This window comes from Achromobacter sp. JD-1 (assembly GCF_038594925.1).
GTDB classification, from domain to species: Bacteria; Pseudomonadota; Gammaproteobacteria; order Burkholderiales; family Burkholderiaceae_B; genus Achromobacter; species Achromobacter spanius_C.
In genome coordinates this window covers 69269-88147 of record NZ_JBCGCS010000026.1, presented here as the reverse complement: position 1 = coordinate 88147, position 18879 = coordinate 69269, and the positions used below count along the sequence as shown (strand labels likewise).

Genomic DNA, 18879 nt, shown 5'->3' with positions numbered 1-18879 from the left:
GCCTGCGCGGCTACCGCCACGCTGGCCAGATCGGCCACGGTCTGCCGTTCGAACACCTGGCGCGGCGTGATCTGCCAGCCCGCCTGGCGCAAGCGCGCCACAATTTGCAGACTAAGAATCGAGTCGCCACCCAGTTCAAAGAAGTTGTCGTGACGGCCCACCCGCGCCGCGCCCAAGACTTGCGACCAGATGGCGGCAAGGGCAGATTCGACCGCGCCTTCGGGCGACGCGTAGCCTTGGCTGGCGGCGAACTCTGCCTTGGGCAAGGCCTTGCGATCCAGCTTGCCGTTGGCGTTGACCGGCAAAGCATCCAATGCGACGAAGGCGGCGGGCACCATGTAGTCGGGCAACGCTGCCGACAATGCGCTTCGCAGTGCCGTGGTATCCACGGTGGCGGGTGCGACATACGCCACCAGCCTTGCGCCCGATGGACCGTCCTGCGCCAATACCGCCGCTTGTTCCACATCCGGCTGTGACAAGAGAGCGGCTTCGATTTCACCCAATTCAATCCGCAAGCCACGGATCTTCACCTGATGATCCAGGCGGCCCAGATACTCCAGGTGCCCCTCCCCCATCCAGCGCACCAGATCACCCGTGCGATACAGCCTGCCGCCCTGCCCGTCCGGGTCGGCGATAAAGCGGTCGGCGGTCAGGCCCGGGCGGTTCAGATACCCGCGCGCCAAACCCACCCCGCCCAGATACAGCTCACCCGGTACGCCGATGGGCACAGGGTTCAACTGCGCGTCCAGTACCCGTGCATGAATGCCCGCTATCGGATAGCCGATGGGCACCACACCGCTGCCATCATCGACGCAGGTCCAGTGCGTCACGTCGATTGCAGCTTCCGTCGGGCCGTACAGGTTGTACATCCCAGCCTGCGGCAACAACGCCAGGCAACGCGCCTGCAAGTCCGCGCCCAGCGCTTCGCCGCTGCACACGATGCGGCGCAGCGTTGCGCACCCATCCGCGCCCACCTGTTCGGCATGGCTGATGAAGGCGTGCAACATCGAGGGCACAAAATGCAGCGTAGTGACGCCTTGTTCGCGTATCAGCGCGGAAAGGCGCGCCGGATCGCGATGATCACCCGGGCCTGCCAACGCCAGCCGCGCGCCGGTCATCAAGGGCCAGAAGAATTCCCACACCGATACATCAAAGCTGAACGGGGTCTTTTGCAGCACCACATCGTCTGCCGTCAAACCATAGGCCTGCTGCATCCACGCCAAGCGGTTGATCAGGGCGATATGCCGGTTAGCCGCGCCCTTGGGCTTGCCCGTGGAGCCCGACGTGTAGATGACGTAGGCAAGGTTCTCGGGGTGATGGGGAACGTTGGGCGGCGTGACCGGTTCGGACGAAACGTCCATCTGGTCCAAAGCCAACAAGGTTGTCGATGACGACAACCCGCCCATCCGTGCCGCCAAACCGGACTGCGTCAGCAGCAGCGACACGTCGCTGTCTTGCAGCATGTACGCCAGCCGATCATCCGGATAGTCCGGGTCCAGCGGCACGTAGGCCGCACCCGCCTTCAACACCGCCAGCAAACCTACAACGAGTTCCAGCGATCGTTCGGCAGCAATCCCCACGCACTGCTCGGCACGTACCCCCATGCGCTGCAAGCGATGCGCCAATTGATTCGCGCGGCGGTTCAGTTCGCCATACGTCAGCGACGCATCAAGGCACGTCACCGCCACACGGTCCGGCCAAAGGCCCGCCTGTCGTTCAAACTGGCGATGCACCGGTAGCGCGCCGAACGACGACGCTACCTCATCTGCCAATGGCGCGCCCGTCTCCCATTCGCTCAAGGTCTTGCATTCCGCCTGCGACAACAGCTCGGCCTCCCACACGCGCGCGGCATCATCGCGCACCATCGCGCGCAGCAGCGCTTGATAGTGACCGGCCATGCGCGTCAGCGTGCCGGGCATAAACGCGTCGCGCGGATATCGCCACGCCACGCGCAAGCGGCCGTCATCGTACTCAGCGGTGTCGCATTGCAACGCAAAGGGCAAGGTCGGCGGCGCAAACGATTCCGGCGTGGCACGCAGTCCGGCCAATTGCCAGCCGTCTACGCCCGGCAACTGTTGATGGTTGAACAGCACCTGGAACAGCGGGGTATGGTCCAGGCTGCGCTCGGGTTGCAGGGCGTCAACCAGTTTCTCGAACGGCAGGTCTTGATGGGCATGCGCCTGCGCCACCGCTACGCGCGTTTGGGCAAGCAGCGCCGACCAGCTCAAGTCCGGGGCGAGCCTGGCGCGCAGCACCTGCGTATTGACGAACAGTCCCACCACGTCTTGCACCTCGGGGCGCGTGCGCCCCGCCACCGGCACGCCGACGCGGATGTCGGACTGGCCGGTATGGCGCGCCAGCAAGGCCTGGAATGCGGCCAGCAAGACGACGAACAAGGTGCAACCCCGGGCGTGCGCATAGCGCCGCAGTTCGTCCGCAAGGGACTGCGGCAGGTTGCTGATGCAGGCATCAGCAACCTGCCCGCTTGCGCCACGCTTCGGAAAATCGGCGTTCAGCTGCAAAACGGGGTGATCCCCGGCCAAGGCCTGACGCCAATACGCCAGTTGCCGATCTTCCTCGCCGGCCGCCAACAGGTTTCGCTGCCAGGCCGCGTAATCGGTATAGGCGATGGCGGGCGGCGGCGATGCGAGTTCCGTGCCCGTCCGCAACGCCGCATAGTGCTTGCAGAACGCGTCGGTCAGCAACCCGATGGACCATCCGTCCGACACGATATGGTGCATGACGGTGACCAGCAGGTGTTCTTCGTCACCGAGCCGCACCAGCCCCACCCGCAGCAAAGGGCCGGTCAGCAGGTTGAACGGTTCGGCGATCCATGCACGCGCAATCTCTCGCGCCCGTTCCTCTTGATCCGTGTTTGGTGCGGCGCGCAAGTCTGCCTGAGCAAGCTCCATGCGCCACGGCGCCTGCGCCACCGGATGCGCCATGCCGTCGGCGTCCATGTCGAATCGCGTGCGCAGCGCCGCATGCTGGACCAGCACGCGCTCAAAGGCCACGCGCACGCTTTCGGCGTCCAGCGCGCCCGTCAGGCGCAACACGCCCGGCAGGTGGTAGGCGGCATCGCCGGGATCCAGGCGCCACAGGAACCACAGCCGCTCCTGCGCGTGCGACAGCATCGGCGGCCCCTCGCGCGAAAGAATGGGCAGGTGCGATGGGTCCATGCCTTGTTCGCGCATCTTGTCGTACACGGCGCGACGCTGCGCAGGTGCAAGCGATGCGAATTTTCGGGCAATTTGCCGGGCCAGGGTATCGTCCATCACAGCATCTCCAGGGTATCGATGAACGCGTCGATGCCGCGCATTGCGTCGGCCTGCCCAATGCCCGCCTGCGCCGCCTCGGCCACGCGCTCGGCAAAGCGCGCCAGCGTCTGCGCTTCGAACAGCGCGGCCAGCGGCGTCTCGATGTCCAGATCGGTCCGGATACGTGCAACCACGCGCATCACCAGCAAGGAATGGCCGCCCAGCTCAAAGAAGCTGTCGTCGCGGCCCACGCGCGGCACGCCCAGCACCGCGGCCCAGATATCGGCCAGTTGCAGTTCCAGGTCACCCTCAGGCGCGGTGTAGTGACGTAGCGCGGCCTGAGTGTCGGGCGCCGGCAGCGCGCGGCGGTCCACCTTGCCGTTGGGCGTCAGCGGAATCGACGGCAGCACCACCCACACGGCCGGAACCATATAGGCCGGCAAGGCGGATGCCAGCTCGGCCTGCACGGATTCCAACCAGGCGCGCTGCGCGTCGTCGCGCGGCCCGGCCAGCGCCAGGTTGCGCGGCGTCACATAGCCGACCAGGCGATGGCCCTGCCCGTCATCGCGCGCCACCGTAACCGCCTGGCGCACGCTGGACAAGCGCGCCAGGAAGGCGTCGATCTCACCCAGTTCAATGCGAAAGCCATGCACCTTGACCTGATGGTCGCTGCGCCCCACATACTCCAGCACGCCATCGGCCCGGTAGCGCGCCAGATCGCCCGTGCGGTAGAGCCGCGCGCCGGGCCGTGCCGCATACGGATCGGCAATGTAGCGTTCGGCGGCCAGACCCGGCTGATGCAGATACCCGCGCCCGACGCCCACGCCCGCCACGCAGAGTTCACCGATGGCGCCAGCGGGAAGCAGGTCCAGGTTCGCGTCCAGCACGTACAGTTGCGTGTGGTCGGCCGCCGTGCCGATCGCCAGTACCGGGCCCGACTCGTTCTTGGCGTCGTCCACGCGATACAGCGCCACGTCGTCCGCGCATTCGGCGGGGCCATAGGCATTGACCAGCGGCACGCCCGGATAGCGATCCAGCCACGCACGCGCCAGCGCCACCGAACTGGCTTCGCCCGTGGGCAGCATCCAGCGCAGGCCGGGCATCGACACCGCGTCGGCCATCAACATGCCCTGGATCAGGGTCGGCACGCATTCCAGCACGGTGATGCCGCTATCGTTCACGCGGCGGATCAGGGCTTGCGGGTCGCGCGCCACGCTATCCGCCACGATCTCGACGCACGCGCCGCACAACAACCCTGCCAGCAGCTGCCACACCGAAATGTCGAAGCTCTGCGCGGCCGTCTGGCCGATAACGTCATGCTCGGTAAGGCCCAGCGCGGGAATCTTGCTGAGCTGGTTGTTCAACATGCCCTGGCTGGTGACGACCACGCCCTTGGGCGTGCCCGTGGAACCGGACGTGAAGATCACGTAGGCCGCCTGGTCGCGATGCGCGGGTTCGCGGAGATCGGCGTCGTGGCTCGATGCCGGGCTGTCGATGTCGTGCCGGGCCACCGCGGCGGGCAGCGCTGCGATCACGTCGGCGTGCGCCGCCGCCGCGCCGCGATCCGTAACGACCGCGCGCGCGCGGCACAGGTCCAGGATCTGCGCCAGGCGTTGCGAGGGCAAGGCGGGGTCCAGCGCCAGGTAGGCCGCGTTCGCCTTGAATGCACCCAGCACGGCCGCCAGCATGCCGATGCCACGCTCGGCCAGCACCACCACGACGTCGTCGCGGCCCACCCCGCCCGCTCGGAACGCGTGCGCGTGGCGGTTGGCCAGCCGATTCAGTGCGTCGTAGCGGATGTCTCCGTTCGCGTCGCGCGCCGCGAGGCGTTGGGCGTGCTGGCGCGCCTGCGCCTCGAACAGCCTGGCGTACCCGGCGTCCAGCGGATAGCCGGGCGTTGCGCCCCGACCCAGCCCCAGCACGCGTGCATGCTCGTCGTCGGGCAGCAGGCCGATTTGCGCCAACGGCGCGGCCGGTCGGCCGGCAAATTGCCCCAGCACGTGGCGCAAGCCGTCCAGCACTCGCAGGATAGACGCCTCGTCGAACAGGTCGGCGTCATACGTCAGTTGCAGCACCAGCTGTTCGCCCGGTTTGACCACGACCGTAAGCGGATAGTTGGTATGCGTGCGGGCGCCGTCGGCATGCGCGCCGATCGCTTGCGCACGCGCCAGCAATGCGCCGTCAACCGGCGCGTTTTCAAAGACGAACAAGGTGTCGAACAGCGTGGTGCCACGCGGCACGTCAGCCAGCGCCTGGATCTCAGCCAAGGACAGGTGTTCGTGTTCGCGCAGCGCGGCATTGCCGGCCTGCACCGTGCGCAGCCACTGCGCCACGCTGATCGGGCTGTCCGTCCCCGGCACGTCGACGCGTAACGGCAAGGTATTGATGAACAGGCCGATGGTGTCCTGTACGCCATTCAGGTCAGTGGGCCGGCCGGCGACCGTCACGCCGTAGAGCACATCGTGCAGTCCGGCTACGCGGGCGAGCCACAACGCCCACGCGCCCTGCGCATAGGTGTTCACCGTCAACTGCTGCTGCTGCGCCGCGCGCTGAAGCGCCGTGGTCTCGGCCGGGGTCAGTGACACGACGGCGTCGACGGTCCGTGACTGGCCCGGCGTGGGCGCGCCACGGCCAGCCAGCGGCATGGGCGTGACCGTGCCGAAACCACGCAGCGTGTCGCGCCAGTACGCCTGCGCGGCCGCCATGTCTTGCCGCCCCAGCCACGCGATGAAGTCGCGGTACGGCACCGGTTGCGCCAACTGCGGCGCCTGCCCCTGTGCATAGGCGTCGTACGCGGCAAAGAAATCCGCCAGCAACAAGGACCGGCACCAGGCATCCATCAGGATGTGGTGATAGCTCAGCACCATCCGGTCGCCGTCGGCCAGTCGCGCCAGCCGGACGCGCCACAGGGGCGCGGCGCCCATATCAAAGCCCGCGACCAGCTCGTCTTGCAACAGGCGGTCCAGCTGGGCCAGCGCCGCCTCCACGGGCAGCTCGCGCCAGTCAAACACCTGGACGGGAGTCTCGACCTCGCGGCGGATGACTTGCAAGGGGGTCTCGCCCGCCTGCCAGGCGAAGCCCGCGCGCAGCGCTTCATGCCGTTGCGCCATCAGGCCCCACGCACGGTGCGCCGCGTCCAGATCCAGGTGCCGGTCAAAGCGGTAGCGGTCCTGCATCAAGTACATGCCGGAGCCGGGGTTCATCAGCGTGTGCAGCAACAGCCCCTGTTGCATGGGCGTTGGGGGATAGATGTCAGCCACATCGCGCGGGTTCGGCGCCAGGCGGTTCAACTGCGTCTGGGACAAGGCCGCCAGCGGAAAATCGGATGGCGTCACGCCGCCGGCTCCCGGTGCGTCGACCACGTCCGCCAGGCGGGCAAGCTCGGCCACGCAAGCGTCGGCCAACGCGCGGACCTCGCTTTCGTCCTGCATGGCGGCGCTGTACGACCACGTAAAACGCAAGGCGCCATCGCGTAAAGCAACGCCGATGTCCAGCACGCTGCGGCGCTCGCTATCAGGATCGCGTTCAATGCCAGCGGGCTCGTTGTCCCAATTCCAGGTACGCGCGGCGGCGTCGGTCCGGCCCAGGTAATTGAAGGTGATGCGGGGATACGGATGGTTGGCCAGCACGCGGCCGGAATCCGTCATGGTGCGCAGCACGCCATAGCCCAAGCCCTTGTCGGGCACCGCCCGCAACTGCTCTTTGACCGCCGCCAAGGCGCTGCCAAGATCTGCCGCGCCCGGGCGCAGCCGCAACGGGAACAGGGATGTAAACCAGCCGACGACCCGGCTTGCATCAACGCCCGTAGTGTCCTCTTCGCGGCCGTGGCCTTCAAGCTCCAGCAGCACGCTTTCCTGGCCTGTCCAGGCGCACAGGACGCGCGCCACGGCCGTCAGCAACAGCTCGGAGGCCTGTGCCCGATATGCCCGCGCTCCGCCGGACAACAAGCGCGCGGATGCCGCCGGGTCCAACTGCGCCGACACGCTGCGCTGGTCCGACACGCGGTTGGCGCCATGGGGTCGCGCCACGGGCAGCGGCGTGTCCTGCTCGCCGCAGATAGCCAGCCATTCGGGTAATTGCGCCTGCGTGGCGGGCAAGGCGCCATAGCGGGCAAGCGCCTGCGTCCAATCGCCAAACGACATCGTGGCCGATGGCAAGGTCAGCGTCGCACCACGGCGCGCCTGGTCATAAGCGACTTCCAGATCTTCGAGCAGGACGCGCCAAGAAACCGCGTCCACGACCAGATGGTGCGCCACCCACAACAGCCGTCCTGGGCGGCCCGCGTCAGGGCGGCCCACGTCTGGGCGGCACGCGTCAGGGCTGCCCACGTCCGGCTCGATCCAGGCCGCGGCAGTCACGGGGCCCGATTCCACGTCCAGGCTGCGTTGCAAGGCGTCCGCCACGTCCGCGAATGGGGCGGCGGCGTCATCCCCGGATGGCGCCAAGGCCAAGCGCGGCGCCACGGCGTCTTTGTCGTACTCCTGTGCCCACCCTGCCTGCCTATTCTGCCGATAGCGCAGCCGGAACGCATCGTGGTGCGCCAATACCGCGTCCATGGCGCGTTGCAGCGCGGCCACGTCGACCTCTCCATGGGGACGCAGCACCACCGACTGGTTCCAATGGCTGCGATGGGGCACGGACAGATCGAAGAACGTCTGTTGCACCGGCGCCAACAAGGCCGGACCACGGGCCGGGCCCGTTGCCGTCTCGGGACGTATCGCCGACGCCGACAAGGCCAGCGCGGCGATCGTCTGGCGCTCCATGACGTCGCGCGGCGCGATCTTCACGCCCTGCTTGCGCGCGGCCGCCACAATCTTCAGCGTCAGGATCGAGTCCCCGCCCAGTTCGAAAAAGTTGTCATGCCGGCCGATGCGCGGCACGGCCAGCACGTCGCGCCAGATGCCGGCCAGCAAGTGCTCGGTGTCGCCGACCGGTGTCTGGAACTCGCTATCGCGCTGGAAATCCGGCGCGGGCAAGGCCTTGCGATCGATCTTGCCGTTGGCGCTAAGCGGCAACGCCGCCAACACCATGATGACGGCGGGCACCATGTAGTCAGGCAGTTCGGCGGCCAGGGCCGCGCGCAACATGACCGGGTCGGGTTGCCGCGCGGCGTCCCGTGGCGACACATACGCCACAAGCTTCGTGCCGCTGGCGGCCTTGTGGGCCACCGCGACCGCAGCCGCCACACCGGGCTGCGCGCCCAGCCGCGTCTGCACTTCGCCCAGCTCGACTCGAAAGCCGCGGATCTTGACCTGGTGGTCCGCGCGCCCCTGATACAGCAACTGCCCATCGGCGCGCCATGAGGCCAGATCGCCGGTGCGATACAGCCGGGCGCCCGCCTCTGACGCATAGGGGTCCGCCACGAATCGGTCTGCCGTCATGCCCGGGCGGCGCACATAACCACGCGCAAGGCCCATGCCCCCCAAATACAGTTCACCGACAACGCCGGGCGGGCTCAAGTTCAGGTCGGCGTCCAGCACCCATGCCTGGGTGGCCGAGATGGGCGCGCCAATGGGCACGCGCGCGCCATCCTCCGCCGCGCAGCGCGACGCCGTCACGTCGATCGCGGCCTCGGTCGGGCCGTACAGATTGTGCAGTTCGGCCCACGGCATGCGTTGCAGCACGTCGTCGCGGACGTCGGCGGGCAAGGCTTCGCCGCTACACAGAATACGGCGCAGCGATGCGCAGCGCGCGGCCGCTTCGTACGCCATGAAGGCGGCAAGCATCGACGGCACGAAGTGCACGGTCGTAACAGCATGGCGGTGAATCAGCGCCGCCAGGCGCTCGGGGTCGCGGTGATCGCCGGGTTGCGCCATGACCAGCCTCGCGCCGGTCATCAGGGGCCAGAAAAATTCCCAAACCGACACATCAAAGCCGAACGGCGTCTTCTGCAACACGACGTCGTCGGCCGCCAGCCCGTACGCCTGCTGCATCCATGCCACGCGGTTCGTCAAGGCGGCATGCCGATTGGCGGCGCCCTTGGGACGGCCGGTGGAGCCAGAGGTATAGATGACGTAAGCCAGGTTTTCGCCATGCAGCGCCACGTCCGGGTTGTGCACGGCGTCTGTGGTCGGGGCATCACGCAGATCGACAACGGCGGGCCCATCGGACGACACCAGGCCATCGGGCACATCTTGCGCGCAAAGCAGCAGCATCGCGCCGCTGTCCCGCAACATGTAGGCCAGCCGTTCGACCGGGTAGTCCAGATCCAGAGGCACATAGGCCGCGCCGGCCTTCTGGATGGCCAGCAGCCCAACCACCATGTCGATCGAACGCTGCATAGCGATGGCGACCAGCGCGTCAGGGCCCGCGCCCCGCACGATCAAGTCATGCGCGCGGCGATTCGCGCGCGCGTTCAAGTCGGCATAGCAGAGCGCGGCGTCGCCGCACACCAGCGCAATGGCGTCGGGCGTGGCGCGGGCCTGCTGTTCAAACAAGCGATGCACTGGCGCGCGCTCATCGTGTTGCGCGGCGTTGCGGCTCCAGGCCTGCGCTTGCACGCGCTCCTCAGGCAAGATCACATCCAGAGCCGCCACGCGGCTGTCCGGCTGCGTCACCAGCGCCTCCAACACCCGCAGATAGCGCCGCCACATCCGCGCCGCCGTGTCCTCGGCAACCAGCGCCGTGTTGAACTCCAGCCTGCCATGCAATGCGGGGACCGGCCCCGCAGCGTCATCCCACAGCAGGTCCAGCGACCACTCGAACTTGGCGCTGCGCTCGGGCACGGGCAAGCGCTCTACCTGAACGCCCGGCAAGGACAGCCCTGGGCCGGCGCTGCCCACCTGAAGGCCGAACAGCACCTGGAACAACGGGCTGCGCGCCGGGTCACGCACGACGTCCCGGCTTTCCAGCAACAGTTCCAATGGCAGGTCGGCATAGTTCATGGCGGCACGCGCGTCGGCGCGCACGGCCTGGCAGACCTCGCGCAGGCTGGCCGATGCCGGCGCATTCACGCGGAATACCTGCGTCGTGACGAAGAAACCCAGCAGCTCTTGAAGCTCCGGCCGATTGCGATTGGCGCTGGGCACGCCCACGGCAAAGCCGGTCTGCCCGCTGAGCCGCGCCAGCAACAGTTGCCACGCCGTGAACAGCGCGACGAACGGCGTGCATTGCGACGCGCGGCAAAATGCGCGCAGCCTTTCGACCAGCGCCGCAGGGACTTCGACATACAGCGAAGCGCCCTCGGCGCCCAGTACGGCGGGACGCGGATGGTCCGTGGGTAAGGCCAGATCTTGCAAGTCGTCACGCAGATGCGCATTCCAGTGCGCAACGTGCGCCGCATACCCCCCGGCCTGCGCGTGCCCGCGCTGCCAGGCGGCAAAGTCGCTGTAACGTCGCGGCGGTTCGTTGGCGACCGCGGCGCCGGACGTGGTGATGTCTTCATAGGCTTGCGCCAGATCCCGCATGAAGATGGGGTTGGACCACGCATCCGAAACGATGTGATGCAGGCACCACGCCAACACATGATCGTCGCGTTCCAACTTGAGCACGCACGCGATCAGCGCTGGCTCTCGGGTTAAGTCGAAGACATGGGTTGCGATGCGCGCGCAGTGGGTTTGCAGCGCGGCTTCGCGCGCGTCAGGCGGCAGCGCGCTCAGGTCCACTTCGTCCAGCGTGAACGCATGCGCGGCGTTCACGCGCTGGCGCGGTTCGCCATCCTGTTCATGAAAGGTGCTGCGCAAGACCGCATGGCGACGAGCCAGCGCGGCGAAGGCTGCTCGCAATGCAGAAACGTCCAGCTTGCCCCGGATGCGCAAGGCGCGCGGAAGGTTGTACGCGGTAGAGGCGGGATCCAGCTTTTGCAAAAACCACAGCTGCTGCTGCGAATACGACAGGGGCGCATCGTCCCGCGCGTCGCTCAGCGGTATCGCCGATGCGTCCAGCGTGGCGTCATCGTCGTTGTCGTCTTCGGCGAGCAAGGCTCGCAACAGGGCTTGCTGGGTATCGCTCATGCGGGCTCCGTCACTTGGGCGGCCAGGGCGGCGCGCTCTTCGGGCGACAAGTTGTTCACCTGGACGCGCAGTTGCGCGATCCGGTCCAGTTGCGCGGGGTCCTCGGCTTGCTGGCGCAGTGCAGCGGCCAGGCGCGCCACGGTGGGATGGTCGAACACCAGGCCCGGCACTGCCTCGACGCGCAATTGTTTGCGCAAGCGCGTGACCAGCTTGATGACCAGCAACGAATGGCCACCGAGCGAAAAGAAGTCGTCATGCACGCCCACGCGGTCGCGCTCCAGCAAGATGGCGACGCACCCTGCCACCACGGTCTCCAACGCATCGCGAGGCGCCACCGGCTCGGCGGAGTCCGCATCAAGCGCCGTGACGACCCGCGCTTGCAGCGCGTGCCGGTCTACCTTGCCGTTGGGCAGCCGTGGCAGATCGGGCAGACACTGGATGCGCGCGGGCAGCATCGGTGCGGGCAGAAGCTGCGCCAGCGCCGCGCCCAGCTCGGCGTCGGTCTGGGACTGATGCGCATCGTCCATGGTCACGCACGCCGTCAGTTCCACGCCTGCCGCGCCGGCAATGGCCAGCACGGCGGCCTGTTGCACGCCAGGCAGGCTCAGCAGCGCCGCTTCGATCTCGGCCGGTTCGATCCGAAAGCCCCGGATCTTCACCTGATGATCGGCGCGCCCGGCCAAACGGATACCGCCGTCCGGCAGCGCGTACGCCAGGTCTCCACTGCGATACAGACGTTGCCCCGGCAGGTAGGGATCGTCGATGAATGCGTCGTCGCCGGACGCACGCAGGTAACCGTTGGCCAGCTGCGGGCCGCCGATGTACAACTGGCCCAGCGCGCCTAGCGCCGTGGCCGTCAGGTCCGCGTCCAGCAAGCGGATGCGGCAGTTGGGCAGCACGCACGTCAGCGGCAGTACACCGCCCACGTCGCCATCCGCGGCATCCTTGACCGCATGAACCATGACGCCGACCGTGCTTTCCGTGGGGCCGTAGTGGTTGAACAGGCGGCAGCCGGGCGTCAGCTTGAATAGGCGTTGCACCAGCGCGGCGGCGGTCGCCTCGCCACCCAACACCACCGTACGCGGCGCGATGGCGGTATCGCAATCGAGCAGTGCGGCCAGATGCGACGGCACCATCTTGATGGCGTCAATACGTTGTTCGCGAAGGAATCGCGCGAAGGACTGCGCGTCTTGCATCGCCGTGTCACTGGCGATCACCAGCGCGGCGCCGTTGTACAGCGCGCCAAACAGCGCCGTGTTGCCCAGATCGGCCGCCACGGTGGCCGTCAGCGCCCAACGACGCGCCTGGGCCAGCCCCATGGCATGCGTAGCCCCCGCGACATAGTTCAGCAAGGCGCGCTGCCCCACCGCCACGCCCTTGGGCGCGCCCGTGGAGCCCGACGTATACAGCACATAGGCGGGTTGGCGCAGCAGCGCGGCGTCGTTCAGCGCGGGTAGCGTGGCGTCTGACATGCCGGCGCCCAGCGTCACTTGCGCCACGCCGTCAAACAGCGCCGCGTCCTGCGCGCGCTGCACCACGCACGCGGCCGCCGCATCCTGCATCAGCGCCGCGCACCGCGCAACGGGCCACTGCGGGTCCAGCGGCAGATACGCCGCGCCGCAACGCCATGCCGCCAGCAGCGCAATGATCAGGTCAGCGCCGCGCGGCAGGCGCAACGCGACGACGGCGCCTGCCGCCACGCCCTGCCCTGCCAGGACGCGCGCCGCCTGATCCACCCGAACCGCCAGCGCCGCGTAGTCCAGCGTCTCGCCGTCGTCCACGATGGCCGGCGCTGAAGGCGTGCGCGCGGCCCACCCCAGCACGTGCGCCAGTAGCGATTGCGCGCCGGGATCCCAGTTTTCTCCTGCATATAACGCGGTATCCGGCGCGGCGGGCGGCAAGAGCTTGGACAAGGGCGTTTCCGGCGCGCTTGCCGCCTGCGTCAGCACATCCTGGTACTGCGCCAGCAAGCCCTGCACGGCCGCCGCGCCATAGCGGTGCGGCGCGTAGACACACTGCACATGCGCAACCTGGTCGGCTGCCGGCGTCAGCACAACGTGCAGCGCCAGCTCGAAATCCGCCATCCTGGTGCTGGTTTCCCAACGCACGGCCGCCACGTGAACGCCAGGCAGGCCCTGCGGCATTGCGACGAATCCGACCTCGTGATGCCCGGCGCCGCCATCGGCGGCAAGGGCGTAGTGTTCCTGCGCGCCGATATGGGCTTGGCGGCGCAGGGCAAGCCGCCGCGCGCAGTGCTCAAACGTGTCGTCCGGCTGCCAGTCGATCTCCAACGGCAGCACTTTTTCGTAGGCCCCGACCGCGCCGGCCAGCATGTCGTAATCGGTGCGGCAGTCGTGCCGCCAACCGGTTACGTGACAATAGCTGCCCGTCAAACGCCCCAGCAACGCCAGCCACGCGGCGTGCAACAAGGTTTCGACAGGCAAGTCCAGGCGCTGCGCCAGTTCCGTCACGCCATGCGCGGTCGCGGCGGTCGCGGCACACACGGCACACACGGCGATGGCGGCGTTATCCTGCGCCGCGCCCGCCGCACGATAGGACAGCCGAGGCGCCTGCAAGCCGGACGCCTCGCCATGGTCGCGCCAATACGCGCGCCCGGCCTCGGCATCCGGATCGGCAGCCAGCTCCTGGCGCCACAGCACATAGTGGGTGTAATCAAACGCGGCGACCTCGCCGGTCTCGCAATCGGGGGGTGAGCTTGGGCTTGGCTTCGAGCCGCTATCCATCGTCCGCGCCACGTCGTTCAGCAGTTGCAGCATCGACCCCTCATCCGCGATGAGCGGCGTGGCGGCCAAGGCCAGCCAGCCCCCCTGCCCGACGCCCGTGAACCAGGCGGTGTGCAGCCCCTCGTGTCGGACGGCAATGCGGTCATACCAGGCCCGCGCGGCCTGAGTCGGGTCCTCGCCCACGCCCGCCACGACCTCCCACGTCCAGACGGCGTCCTCGCCCGCTTGCTGGCGCAGGCCCCGATATCCCGGCACCTCGGCAAATCGCAGGCGAAGCGCCGGATGCGCGGCAACCACGCGGCGTAACGCCGCCTGCAACGCTACGCCGTCGTGTTCGGATTCCATGCGGGCCAGCATCCAGCGAGGCGCCGGGGCTTGCCCGGACCGGGCCATGCATGCCCGCTGCTCGGGGCTCAGCGGCAGGAAATCCCCCGCCACGATATCGGTGATGTTGCTCATCGGCTGACTCCTGTACCCACTTGGGCGTCCAGCGCCGCACGGTCGAACATCGACCCCATCGCCACCACGACCTTGCGCGGTTCCTCATAGGGGTCGCGAGCGTGCGCCGCCAGCATGTTGTCCAGCATCACGACATCACCCCGCCGCCAGTCGAAGCGCACCGCGCATTCCTCATAGGTCTTGCCGATCAGGTCCATCACCGCGTCCGGAATGGGGCTGCCGTCACCAAAGCACACGTGACGCGGCACCCACTCCAGGCCGGCCGTGCTCAACAGGTGTTCGCGGACTTCGGGCTCCAGGCAATGCAGGTGATGCAACTGCACCTGATTGAAAAAGACGCGCTCGCCCGTGACGGGATGCGTGATGACCGCCGGGCAACGCGTGCGCGTTTGCAAGGCGTCGTCGCCCCGCCAGGCGAAATCGATCCCGGCCTGACGCAGCGTGGCCTCTACCTGCCGGCGATCATCCGTCTTGAAAAACGACTGCCAGCTGACGTCCAGGCGATCCGTGAAAGTTCGGATGTAGAGCAACTGCTTGCGTTCAAACTCTTGCACCAATTCGGCGGGCAGGCGGCGCAGCATCTCGCGGCAATCCACGATGGGCGTCGCGCCGCCGACCCTTGACGGCAGCTCGCAGAAGAACAGTTGTTTGCGTGGCCAGCGATCCAGGTGCGCGCTTTCGTTGTGATACAGGATCATTTGCTTTTCGGGGTACGGGGTCGAGCGGTAGGTGTTGCGTCCTCCCTCTTTCTTCGGCAGGTCGCCGTAGTCGCCGTACAGCACCGGTTCGACGGACTCGGCAAAGGACTCGAACTGCTGCGCCGTGCTGATCGCGAAGTTGCGGAACAGGATGCCGCCATGCGTTTTCAGCCAGTTCTCGATGCGCTCGCGCTCGGCCGCTGCCCACGCCACGGGGTCCAGGTCCGGGTCCAGCGCCTCGACCACAATGGGAAATTGCCGGTCAGGCGACAGGAACGAGGTGCGTATTGCAGCGTGTGCAACGGCGTGCGCAGCGGCGCGTGCAACGGCGTGTGTAGCGGCGGGCGCTAGCGGCCCCCGTGCCGACAAACTTCGCAGACGGTCCAGCTTGGCGGCAGGTGACGGATTGGCGACAGACATGCGAGGCTCCTTGAATGAGGGCAAGGCGTAGCCGCTCAGTGGCAAGCCGGGGTCAGCGGCCACTTGGCGCAGCAGATCCGCCCATCCCTGGGCGACGCGTTCAATCGTGGGCAGGTCGTACAACGCCGTGGCGTAGTTCCACTCCACGTCCAGGCCTTGTTCGCGCTCGTGCACGAAAACGCCCAGGTCGAATTTCGAATCCGTGGCGGGGGCATGGCGGGGTTCGATCGCCAGGCCCGACAGCGTGAATGCGTGATGCGGCGTGTTTTGCATCACGAACAACACCTGCAACAAGGGGTTGCGGCTGCGATCCCGCGTGGCGCCGGTGGCATCGACAATGCGGTCAAACGGCACGTGCCGCTGTTCAAATGCGGTCAACACGCCCTCGCGCACCTGCGCCAGCCAGTCGCCAAATTCCTGATCCCGCCGCACGCGTGTGCGCAATGGCACGACATTGACGAAAAAGCCGATCAAAGGCGCAAGTTCGACGTGGTCGCGGCCGGCTACGTCCGTGCCGATCACGAGTTCTTCCTGGCCCGAGCGGCTGTGCAAGACCCACAGGAAAGACGCAAGCAGCAGCTGGAACAGCGTGGCGTCATGGCGGCGAGCCAGGTCGGCCAACTGGCGGGTCAGTGTTGCGGGAATGGGCAGGCGCAGCGTCGCGCCGCGCAGGTCAGCCACGGCGTCGCGTTCGCGGTCGCCGGGCAAGGTACTAAGCGCCGGGGCGCCGGCCAACGCACGCCGCCAATAGTCCAATCCCGCCTGCATGGCGGGCGACTGCGCGTGGGCCCGGCTCCATGCCGCGTAATCGCCATACTGCAGCGCCAAGGGAGGCAGTTCATGGCCCTCGTAACCCGCACACAACTCGCGCAGGAACACGCCGGCGGACCAGCCATCAAACACGATGTGATGCGCCACCAGGACGAGCAAGTGCCGATCGGCCGCCAGACGCAGGACGGCGGCGCGCAACAGGGGCCCGGTAGCCAGGTCAAAGGGCTGCGCGGCGCAGGCGGCAATGTGCGCCGCCGCATCCGGCTGCGCGCAGAGGTCGGTGACGGGCAGCGGCAGCGGCACGGACGGCAGCACACGCGCCACCGGATCGCCGTGCTCGTCTTCCGGGTAGATGCTGCGCAGAATTTCATGGCGCTGAACCGTGCCATTCAGGGCGCGGGCCATCCGGTCCAGGTCCAGCTCACCGTGCAGTTCGTAGACCGCGCTAAGGTTGTAGGCGGCGCGCTGCGCCGGCGTGGCGGCCAGCCGGTCCACCAGCCACAAGCGCTGCTGCGCAGGCGACAAGGGCGTATCGGCCAGCCGCCGCGCGGGCGGCAATGGCACGGGCGCGGCCTCATGCTCCGGGCTCAACCTGGGCAACCTGTCGATCAACGCGGCAGCCTGCGCCAGTTGCGGGTGTTCAAACACGGCGCGCAGCGGCATGTCCACCGACCAGCGCGCGCGAATCCGGGCGGCGACTTGCGCCGCACTGAGGGAATTGCCCCCCAGATCGAAGAAGTGCGCGTCACGGCCTGGCGCCTCGCGCGCCAGCACCTCGGCCCAGATCGCGGCCAGCGCCTGTTCGGTGTCTCCCCTGGCCGGCTGCGGCGCGGGTTTGTCAACCGGCCCGCCGTGCAAGAAGACCCCGTCTTGATGAATGGCGTAGGCGTCCAGCGTTTTTTCCAACCAACCCAGCCGGGTGGCGGCGCGTTGCAGCTTGCCGCTGGACGTCTTGGGCAAGGCGCCCGGTTCCAGCAGCAGCGTCACGGAGGCAGGCTCGCCGCAAGCGATGCCGACGGCGTGGTTCAGCGCCGAGACCGTGGCGGCGGCCGTCGCCTTCTTGCGATGCGTGCGCGAAATCTCGACCGCCACACCGATGCCCTCGCCTTGCGGGCCGTCCACGCGAAACACCGCCGCGCGCCCTTTCCTGGCGCCATCGACTCGCGCCTCGATCACGCGCTCGATGTCTTGCGGGTACACGTTGTGCCCACGCACGATGATCAGGTCCTTGAGGCGGCCGTTCACGTACAACTGACCACCGTGAAAGCAGCCCAGGTCGCCGGAACGCAACCAGCGCACGCCGTCACGCTCCACAAAAGTCTGTTGCGTGGCTTGCGGATTTCCCCAGTAGCCCGCCGCGATGCTGGGACCCGCCGTCCAGATCTCGCCCAGCATGCCCGGCGCGGCCGGCTCTGCCGTCGCCGGGTCGGCGATCAGCACGCGGTGATCCTCGGCGGGAACGCCGCAAGCGACCAGTGGCGTGCCCAGGGGCGCCGGCCGCAATTGGCCGCTCGCCAAGCCGGCTTCGTCAAAGCGGGTGATCAAGGGCCCGTCGCCCCGCTGGTTGCCGGTCACGAACAAGGTGGCTTCGGCCAGCCCATAGCACGGGTAGATGGTCTGACGCGGCATGCCGGCCGGCGCGCACAACACCGCGAACGCGTCGACGGTGTCATTGCGCACCGGCTCGGCGCCCGAAAATGCGATGCGCCAATGCGACAGGTCCAACATGCGGATTTGCTCAGATGTCACGCGCTCCACGCACAGGCGGTAGGCAAAGTCGGGCCCGCCGCTGACCGTGGCGCGATAGGCGGAAATGGCTTGAAGCCAACGCAACGGCCGCTCAAGAAAATACTTGGGCGTCATCAGCACCACGCGGCAGCCCACGTAGACGGGCTGCAACAGCGCGCCGATGAGCCCCATGTCGTGATACAGCGGCAACCACGACACGAAGGTGTCGTCGCGCCGCGTCAGCATGCCGGCCTGGATGGACCGTTCGTTCGCCATCAAGTTGGCGTGCGTCACCATCACGCCCTTGGGCGCGGCGGTCGATCCCGAGGTGTATTGCAGGAAGGCGACGTCTTCGCCCGCCGGTTCGAAGGGCTGCCACCGTTGCGCGTGCGCCGTGTCGATGTCGTCCACCGCCATGACGTCCAGGCCCGCGAATACCGCGTCACTGTCTTGCAGCCAGCTCGCAACGTTTGCGGTGGCCAGCACACCGGCGGCCTGGCAGTCCTTGGCCATCAGGCGCAACCGTTCCAGTTGCTGATCGCGCGCGGACTGCGGCGGAAACGCGGGCACCGAGGTCATACCCGCCGCCATGCACGCAAAGAATGCAATGACGTAGTGCTCGTCGTTGTCCAGCAGCAAAAGCAAGCGCGCGCCGATGTCATAGCGCGCTTGCAGTGCGGCGGCCAACGCGCGCACACGCAGGTCCAGCGCCCCATAGCTATAAGACGTGTCGCCCTGGGCGTTCAGCACGATCAACGCGGTGTCGTCGGCGCGGGTGTGCGCCAATTCGCGCAGGCGCGCCGCGATGCTGACGGTGGTTTCGGATACGGAAGCTGGATGATTCATCAAC

The 18879-nt window shown here is 67.7% G+C and carries 3 protein-coding genes and 3 pseudogenes; all 6 read right to left on the bottom strand.

Annotation, left to right across the window (positions count from 1 at the left end; translation table 11 throughout):
* On the bottom strand, positions 1-3275 hold a 3275-nt coding region (locus WBR68_RS27585), incomplete at its 3' end, for a non-ribosomal peptide synthetase (protein WP_230695816.1).
* Positions 3275-7924: pseudogene (locus tag WBR68_RS31535) on the bottom strand (amino acid adenylation domain-containing protein); the annotation flags it as partial. The pseudogene WBR68_RS31535 and the gene WBR68_RS27585, both read right to left, overlap by 1 nt.
* 78 nt (positions 7925-8002) lie before the next feature.
* A pseudogene (locus WBR68_RS31530) lies at positions 8003-9679 on the bottom strand (amino acid adenylation domain-containing protein); the annotation flags it as partial.
* 90 nt (positions 9680-9769) lie between these two features.
* Positions 9770-11209: pseudogene (locus WBR68_RS31525) on the bottom strand (condensation domain-containing protein); the annotation flags it as partial.
* Positions 11206-14412, bottom strand: a complete 3207-nt coding sequence (locus WBR68_RS27575) for a non-ribosomal peptide synthetase (protein WP_230695814.1) — start codon at positions 14410-14412, stop codon at positions 11206-11208. The pseudogene WBR68_RS31525 and the gene WBR68_RS27575, both read right to left, overlap by 4 nt.
* A complete protein-coding gene (locus WBR68_RS27570) occupies positions 14409-18875 on the bottom strand; it encodes a condensation domain-containing protein (protein ID WP_230695813.1) in 4467 nt (1488 codons plus the stop codon). The genes WBR68_RS27575 and WBR68_RS27570 overlap by 4 nt, the downstream gene beginning before the upstream one ends.
* Positions 18876-18879: the final 4 nt, after the last annotated feature.

Excerpts from the sequence above, each read along its gene's own strand:
- WBR68_RS27575 (WP_230695814.1), bottom strand. The coding sequence starts at position 14,412 with ATGAGCAACATCACCGATATCGTGGCGGGGGATTTCCTGCCGCTGAGC.
- WBR68_RS27570 (WP_230695813.1), bottom strand. The coding sequence starts at position 18,875 with ATGAATCATCCAGCTTCCGTATCCGAAACCACCGTCAGCATCGCGGCG.